At 40.1% G+C, this 7518-nt stretch carries 9 protein-coding genes; 8 read left to right on the forward strand and 1 reads right to left on the reverse strand.

The window, feature by feature from the left end:
* Positions 1–254: 254 nt before the first annotated feature.
* The 8 genes from ACFQU8_RS10440 to ACFQU8_RS10475 all read left to right on the forward strand — a co-directional run bounded on the left by ACFQU8_RS10440 (position 255) and on the right by ACFQU8_RS10475 (position 6833).
* Positions 255–2678, forward strand: a complete 2424-nt coding sequence (locus tag ACFQU8_RS10440) for a transglycosylase domain-containing protein (protein ID WP_382359642.1) — start codon at positions 255–257, stop codon at positions 2676–2678.
* Positions 2679–2805: 127 nt separating this feature from the next.
* The gene (locus ACFQU8_RS10445) at positions 2806–3579 is read left to right on the forward strand and encodes a C40 family peptidase (RefSeq protein WP_382359645.1); all 774 of its coding nucleotides are present in this window, start codon (positions 2806–2808) and stop codon (positions 3577–3579) included.
* A gap of 172 nt (positions 3580–3751) precedes the next feature.
* Positions 3752–4288 carry a TIGR04104 family putative zinc finger protein gene (locus tag ACFQU8_RS10450; RefSeq protein WP_382359648.1) on the forward strand — a complete coding sequence of 179 codons (537 nt, stop codon included), beginning with the start codon at positions 3752–3754 and terminating at the stop codon, positions 4286–4288.
* 10 nt (positions 4289–4298) lie between these two features.
* Positions 4299–4745 carry a hypothetical protein gene (locus ACFQU8_RS10455; protein ID WP_382359651.1) on the forward strand — a complete coding sequence of 149 codons (447 nt, stop codon included), beginning with the start codon at positions 4299–4301 and terminating at the stop codon, positions 4743–4745.
* 223 nt (positions 4746–4968) lie between these two features.
* The gene (locus tag ACFQU8_RS10460; protein WP_382359654.1) at positions 4969–5325 is read left to right on the forward strand and encodes a hypothetical protein; all 357 of its coding nucleotides are present in this window, start codon (positions 4969–4971) and stop codon (positions 5323–5325) included.
* A 53-nt stretch (positions 5326–5378) separates the two neighbouring features.
* Entirely contained in the window at positions 5379–5726 is a 348-nt protein-coding gene (locus ACFQU8_RS10465; protein ID WP_382359657.1) for a hypothetical protein, read from the forward strand.
* 66 nt (positions 5727–5792) lie between these two features.
* Positions 5793–6443 carry a lysozyme inhibitor LprI family protein gene (locus tag ACFQU8_RS10470; RefSeq protein ID WP_382359660.1) on the forward strand — a complete coding sequence of 217 codons (651 nt, stop codon included), beginning with the start codon at positions 5793–5795 and terminating at the stop codon, positions 6441–6443.
* Between the two features lie 189 nt (positions 6444–6632).
* A complete protein-coding gene (locus ACFQU8_RS10475) occupies positions 6633–6833 on the forward strand; it encodes a hypothetical protein (protein WP_382359663.1) in 201 nt (66 codons plus the stop codon).
* A 470-nt stretch (positions 6834–7303) separates the two neighbouring features.
* On the opposite strand, the gene ACFQU8_RS10480 is transcribed toward ACFQU8_RS10475, so the two are convergent.
* Entirely contained in the window at positions 7304–7510 is a 207-nt protein-coding gene (locus tag ACFQU8_RS10480; RefSeq protein WP_382359666.1) for an integrase core domain-containing protein, read from the reverse strand.
* Between the last annotated feature and the right edge of the window lie 8 nt (positions 7511–7518).

Here is a 7518-nt window from a genome sequence, read left to right on the forward strand (position 1 = left end):
CGATATCTAACCAATTATATAAAACTATCGTACTATAAGAAACGATTGCGTTACAATAGGTCATATTTGGAACAGGGGGTGTGCGATCTGCATGATGGCACAGAACTTGCCCGTACAGGAACGACGGTCAAAAAAATTTCATATATTAATGTGTTAAATGCTTTATACAAAAAAGACATAGCGGTAGAATTTTAAATACACTGGATAACGGGTATAGGAATCCACATAGATGATGAGATGAGGTAGGATAAAACATGTCAAAAGAAAATACATCACGAATGGAACGGCGGCATCAGAACAAAAAGGCAAAGTCACATAAGCGAGGAGGGTTATGGAAAAAAGGTCTGCTTGGCATAGGGACTGTGGTTTTGCTAATGGCTCTTGCCTTTAGCATTATGGTCATTATCATGGTTCATAATGCACCGACACTGAAGGCGAGTGATTTGCAGACGCCGCAATCAACCCGGATCTATGACCAGAATGACAAGCTTGTCAGCACATTGTTTGATGAGCATAATCGCATTAAAGTGGACATTGACAACGTTCCGGATATGGCAAAGGATGCTGTGGTCTCAATAGAAGATAGACGGTTTTATGACCATAATGGGCTTGATTTTCGGCGCATACTTGGTGCCGTGAAGGCTAATATCCAAGAGGGCTGGGGAGCAGAGGGCGGTTCGACCATTACCCAGCAGCTCGTTAAGCGGACTGTTTTAAGCTCGAAAAAAACCTTAAGGCGAAAAGTACAGGAAGCATGGCTTGCATTGAAATTGGAACGAAAGTACTCCAAAGATAGCATTCTCGAAATGTACTTGAATAATGCCTATTTTGGTGATGGAGCCTATGGTATCAAGACAGCCGCAAAATCCTATTTTGGTGAAGATGATTTGTCCAAATTGAATGTATCGCAAGTCGCTTTATTGGCGGGAATGCCGAATGCGCCAAGTGCGTATAATCCTCTTAAACATCCGGAACAGGCTAAAGAACGCCGTGATCAGGTCCTGTCAGCCATGGTCAGTAATCAGGCCATCTCCCAGAAACAGGCTCAAAAGGCGAAGGACCAATCCATCTCAGATATCCTGCGGGATGACGAGCAAGAAGAGCCGAATGATCAGCCTTATAAAGCTTTTGTCGATACGGTGTATGATCAACTGGTCAATCAGAAGAAGGAAGTCTCTGAAAAAGAATTCTATCAGGGCGGTCTGAAGATCTATACAACCCTTGATTCAAAGGCTCAGCGTTCTGTTTATAACATTCTCCGCTCGGATAAGATTCCTTATCCGGATGACAATTTTGAAACGGGAATCTCCTTGGTTGATACACAAACAGGAGAGGTCAAAGCCGTTGGCGGTGGACGTCACTTTAAAGCGGTCGGCTATCATAATTATGGATCAGCTATTGGCAACTCGCCAGGCTCTACGATTAAGCCTATTTTGGATTACGGTCCTGTTATTGATGATTTGCAGTGGTCTACGTCACATACACTGAAAGACGAGAAATACGAGTACAGTAATGGCAAACCAATCGGGGAGTGGGATAACAGATACTGGGGCAATATTCCCATGCGGCGTGCTTTAGCATGGTCACGGAATATTCCTGCCCTGAAGGCATTTCAAGCTGCGGGCAAAGATAAAGCCCAGACGTTTGCTAAAGGGCTGGGCATTAAGATTGATCCAATTTATGAGTCGGCGTCGATTGGCAGTTTTGACGAGGGTGCCACGCCGCTGCAAATGGCAGAAGCTTATGCCGCGTTTGGCAATGGCGGTACCTATAACCAGCCAACTGCCGTCAGACGCGTCGAATTCCCGAACGGAAAGGAATGGAAGCCGGAATCAGAGTCTCATAAAGCGATGAAGGATTATACGGCTTATATGGTAACAGATATGCTTAAAACGGTTGTCTCGAGCGGAACCGGCACAAAAGCAAATATTGCGGGATTGCCGCTCGCCGGAAAAACGGGCTCAACCAACATTCCCAAGGCTAAACGACAGAAATATGGCATAGCAGATGGTATTAATGATTCGTGGTTTGTCGGCTATACGCCCCAGTACTCCCTTGGTGTCTGGACCGGCTATCCATCATTCAAAAAAGATGATGACGGTATACAATATATTCAAGGTGACAGCGAAGAGGCTATTGCCAAACAGGTTTTCCGAAAGCTCATGACGGATGTATCGGATCCCAATGTGGCTGACTTTGAAAAACCGAGCAGTGTTGTTTCCATGAATTCAGAGCTGTATGTGCGGGGAACACAGCCTGACCCTAAGGAGATTGAGCCAGAGCACGAGACGAAACAAAAGGAAGAAGAACAGTCGGAGCAGGAACAGAATGAGGAACCGTCAGATGATAAGAAAGACGATGAAGCAGACAAACAGAAAAAGCAACCATCCGGCGACGAAGGCAATGATAAAGCAGATAAGCAGAAGCAGAATGAACAAAAGCCCAATGACGGGAATGAGACAGACAAACAGAAAAAGTCCAATGATGGGAATGACGGTAATAAGACAGACAAACAGGATAAGCAGTTATCCGCCAATGGAAATAACGGTAGTGAAGCAAACAAACAGAAAAAGCAGCCATCCAGCGATAAAAAAGCAGACGAAGCAGATAAGCAGGGTAAAAAGTCGTCTGATCATAAGAAGAAGAACCCTGACGCAACAGAAAAAAATGCCAATTAACACTTCGTATCAAATTGTTATCAAATGTTAGTAACCTGTTAAATCCTCTGAAATAATTGTTTGCTATAATGAGGAATCAGCAAACACAAACTAATCAATCAAACGAATGATATGGAGGATGGTTATAATGGCGATGAAGCTTACTGTGAAGAAGGGTACTGTATCAGCGCTGCTGGCAACTTCTGTAGCCTTTAGCCCGCTTATGGCAGGCACTGTTTCGGCACATGGTGCTCCGGATGCAGCAGGATCCAGTGAAGGAGCAGCTGGCGTTGCTGTTATGGACCAGGGTGAACAAGGTCAGGAAATTACAAATCTGCAGCAGCAATTGCAGAATCATGGTTATAACGTCAGCACTGACGGCATTTACGGTCCCAATGTAGAAGCTAAAGTCATCCGTTTCCAGAATGATCAAGGCTGGGATGCTGATGGCGTTGTAGATGCGCCGACATTGAATGCGCTGGACAGCGATGCAGCCACCCACCAGCCCGAGACCATGCAAATAAAATCACAAACGGTTAACAATGACAGTGTCAGTAATGATCAAGCGGTATCGACTGCACGCAATCTGGTAGGCACTTCTTACGTTACCGGTGGCACAACACCAGAAGAAGGATTCGACAGCAGCGGCTTTATTGACTATGTATTCCAGCAACAGGGTATCGATCTAAGCAGAACACATGCCCAGATGTGGTCATCAGATAAAGGACAAAATGTTGATAATCCACAGCCAGGCGATGTTATTTTCTTTGAGAATACATACAAAGATGGTGTTTCCCACAGCGGCATTTATATTGGCAATGACAAGATGATTCATGCTGGAACCGAAGATACCGGTGTCGAAGTCACGTCCTTGACTATTGACTACTGGCAAGACAAATACATCGGTGCCAAACGCTTTTAAAGCTTAAGCAAGCATGCTGAACAAACCCCAGTGGATTCGCATATAAAGCGTGGTACCCGCCATGAAAATGGTGAGGGGCCACGCTTTTTTTATGAACTAAATAATCTGAATCATCATTTGGATACTGCGTGAATGATAGTATATAATGGTGTTCATAAGGAATAATCAGGAAATGGGTAACCGTTATACAAAATGGAAACGATTAGTTGCACAAAAGGGGGGGGATTTGATGCCAACTTGCCAGAGCTGCGGAAAAAAGTGGACTTGGAGACAAACAGTTAATCAGTTATTGGTATTATCTTATGGGATGACCTGTCCCTATTGTGGTGACGAACAATATGAAAACGATTCAGCAATCGCAAAAAGAATCTTTCTTTTATTTCTGTCGTTATTATTACTGCGGGTTGCAGAAAAGCTGAATCTCCCAGGAACTATTCTACTTATTATGATTGTTAGTTTGCTTTTGATAATCGTTATCACATATCCCATGATTCTAAAATTATCGAATGATGAAGAACATAGCATTGCGGTGGCGCGCCCCTGGTATTTAAGAGAAAAATGGGTATATGCGATGTGTGTCATAGTGCCTCCGATCGGGTTCATTCATGTTTTGTTAAATCAGAGTCGCTGGCAACGTGACCAAACATTTATGTATCTGGGTATTGCTGTCATAATGGCAATATTTTGGGTTTTAAATTTTTCCGCTTAGAAGGGATAAGATGAATGAGATAGATTGGGATATACAAGAAGTTAAGCGCTTAAAAAAGAGGCAGCTAATTCAATTCAATTTTGTAGTGCTGTTGTTATTTCTTCTGTGTGTTTATCTTGAGGAAACAGGAAAGCCATTTTCCTTAGTCCTTCTATTTTGTTTTCTTTCATGGATCATGACAGTTTACAAACTGTATGAGCTTACAACAGGGAAGGCATTCACAAAAACAAGCAGTCGTGTCCTGACCTTTGACAGGGATCGTTTGGGAGAGAAACGCTGGAAGCGAAGTACGATAATAGAAATTGTTGTAATCAGTATTTGCAGCATTCTATTAACGGTCTTTGTGTCTGTTACGAATTTTAGTGATACAAGACAGGAATTGTTTATTCTTTATCCTTTTATAGGAGCCTGGATAGGTTCAAATATAGGTGAAATCGTAAGAATAAGTGATTTATGAATAGATTTGATGGAATAAAAAAGCATAAACTAAATCATGGAATGGATAAAAAGAGCCAGATGAATAAATAAACTGGGGGCTATCATTATGTAATTCGACCTTTTCTGGATTGCTTTAGGAATTGCTGTAGCAGGTTATTTTATAGGTAATGGCCTATTGTTGTATAAAAGGTTGTGTTAAGGACGTGCGTCATTCTGATAACGTTAGGTGGTTCAGGAAATTTATGGTATTAACTGTATTTAATATAGCACGATTAGGCTATATCCTAATTGGAGGTGCCGTAGCAGGCTATTTTGGCTATTATCTACCAAATAAAGACGCTTTTATTTGGGAATGGTTAATAATGGGGATTTTGGGACTCATTTGTTTAGCTTATAAAAATAGTCAGGTATCTAATGTAAAAAGGTTAAAGGCAATTGGACTAGATATTTTGTTTATGATTATATTACCTTTAATAGCTAGTATACCGTTACCTTACGGGTTATCCATTGTTTTGATGGCTGTTATTGCTGGGCTATTGGTTTACGGATTGATAAAGTATGCACTTAATCCCTGGCATTGGCAAAAACAAAATAAGTAAAATGGTTTTAAAACAAACGGGCCATTTTGTGGACCAAAATAATTATCGGGGTGTTGAATATTAGTGATTTTATTCCTGTCAATGAGCGTAAAAGACTAAAAAATAAATTACTGATTCGTCATTTTGTTATTTCTCCAATAGTCATAAGTTTTGGAGTGTATTTATATAGCTCTCTTAGTCAAGATGAATTTGTAGATCTTAATATTCTGCTGAATATGGGTGCTATAGTCCTTGTTGTAACATCAATACTTTGGATATTAACGAATACAGATAACGACATTAAAAGGGAAAAGCGACAGGAAATTAAAAAGCATAATAAAAGCAAAAAACGTATCGCTGTTGAGTATGTTTTATTTATTCTGTTACTTATCGCATTTGCCGTTTACGAGTGGAAGTATTAAATAATCAGGCGCAATTACAAAATAATAACATCACATCGTTTCTCAAATCATCGAATCAGATTACAGATGAAAGGTAGTATTTTAATGAAAATTAATCGTAAATTTTTAATGGTAATTTTAACAGTAGTATTAGTTATATTAGCTGCTTGCGAAAACTCATCTGAGGAGTCAAATGCTAAGTCAAACAATGGGTCACCAGATAGCAGTTCGACGCAAAATGTAAATGGTGACGCATCAAATAAAAGCTCAAAAGATACGAATGACACCCAGATAAATGAACAAGAAGATACTTCTGAAAATACATCTACAAATTCAAATAATGAAAAGTCTTCGACGTCCGGTAATGGTGACAGTGAAGTTACTGAAAATAAAAAAGAAGAATATCTTAAGAAACTGAATGAAATGGAAGAATCAGATAAAAACGCAGAGGCTAAAACAACAACATCAGATATGGAGGAACAAGAGGAGGAAAGATACGAAAAATGGGATAAGACATTGAATGAAATCTATGGGGTGTTAAAAGAACAACTTAGTACAGAACAGATGAGCAAATTAAGAGAAGAACAAAGGAATTGGGTAAAACAAAGAGATGAAGCTGCTAAAGAAGCATCACTAGAATATGAAGGTGGTTCAACAGAATCATTAGAGTATGTGGCTACACAAGCAACTCTTACAAAAGAAAGATGCTATGAGTTAGTCGCAAATTATATGAAGTAAACTAACCCGTAATTTACTTTCCATTTGAGTTATTCACCCAGGACTTGGTCCCTTGTGAAGATGGTCGCTAAATTTGTGAAAAAATATTTAAACAAACGGGCGCGATTCCTTAATAAAGAGCAGTGCCCGATTGCGTATAAGGGCCAGATAGTGAAGTAACACATAATTTTAAGAAAGGTGGTAGGTAGGATGGGTTTTTGGTATTTATTATTACTTTTAATAGGTGTCATTTTGATTATTGTAGGATTCGTGAAAAAGGGCGTCTCTGCAGCGGTTAAGGCAGTAATCTTGTTGTTTGTTATTGGAATCTTATTCGTTGTAATGTCGATAATTTTATTGATGCCTGGTAGTTCTGATTTAATTGCAGAACTGCTGAAATTAGATTGGTGATTTTTAATTTTTTAAAGCAATCGGGCGCAGTTGCGGCATAAATCATTGCGCCCTTTATGGCATATAAGAGCCAAGATAGCTTGATGAAAGGGGTGGATAATGGGAATTAAAAAAAGAGTGGTACTAGCAATTATTTTCTTGGCAGTTGCATTAACCTTAATTTTTTACATTTTTTAAATCTGGTACAATGCAGTTATTGTTAAATACACTTACTTTAATTTGTACAATCTTAATTATGAATTACAAAAGACAAGATAATCGGATTAGCCCCTATATTTTAGACATGTAAGGCGAAATTCTCTTGTTTACTCATATTTGCTTTGAATTCATCTGTTTTTCGTCCGCTGACAATGTAACCTTCACTGCGCCTGGGATCAAGGGTAAAGGCTGACGCCCGATCTACCGATCGCCGTTGATCTCATGCTCGTTCCGGCTGCTGTTAACACAGGACGAAAAATCAAGAAAAAATGTTATAGGGTCACCGTTTTCGTCGTTACGCCTGCCTGCATATGCTTACGAAAAAATTCAGCCGGAGGACGATAACCGAGGCTCCCATGAAGACGGACGTTATTATAATCATGAAAGAACTCAGAAACCCTTTCATACGCCGTTTTATAGCTCTCAAAGAGCTCTCGCGAGAGGCAATCGTCCTCCAGGACGCGGTGAAAGGATTCAATATGAGCAT

The organism is Lentibacillus kimchii (genome assembly GCF_042666895.1).
Taxonomy (GTDB): Bacteria; Bacillota; Bacilli; order Bacillales; family Amphibacillaceae; genus Lentibacillus; species Lentibacillus kimchii.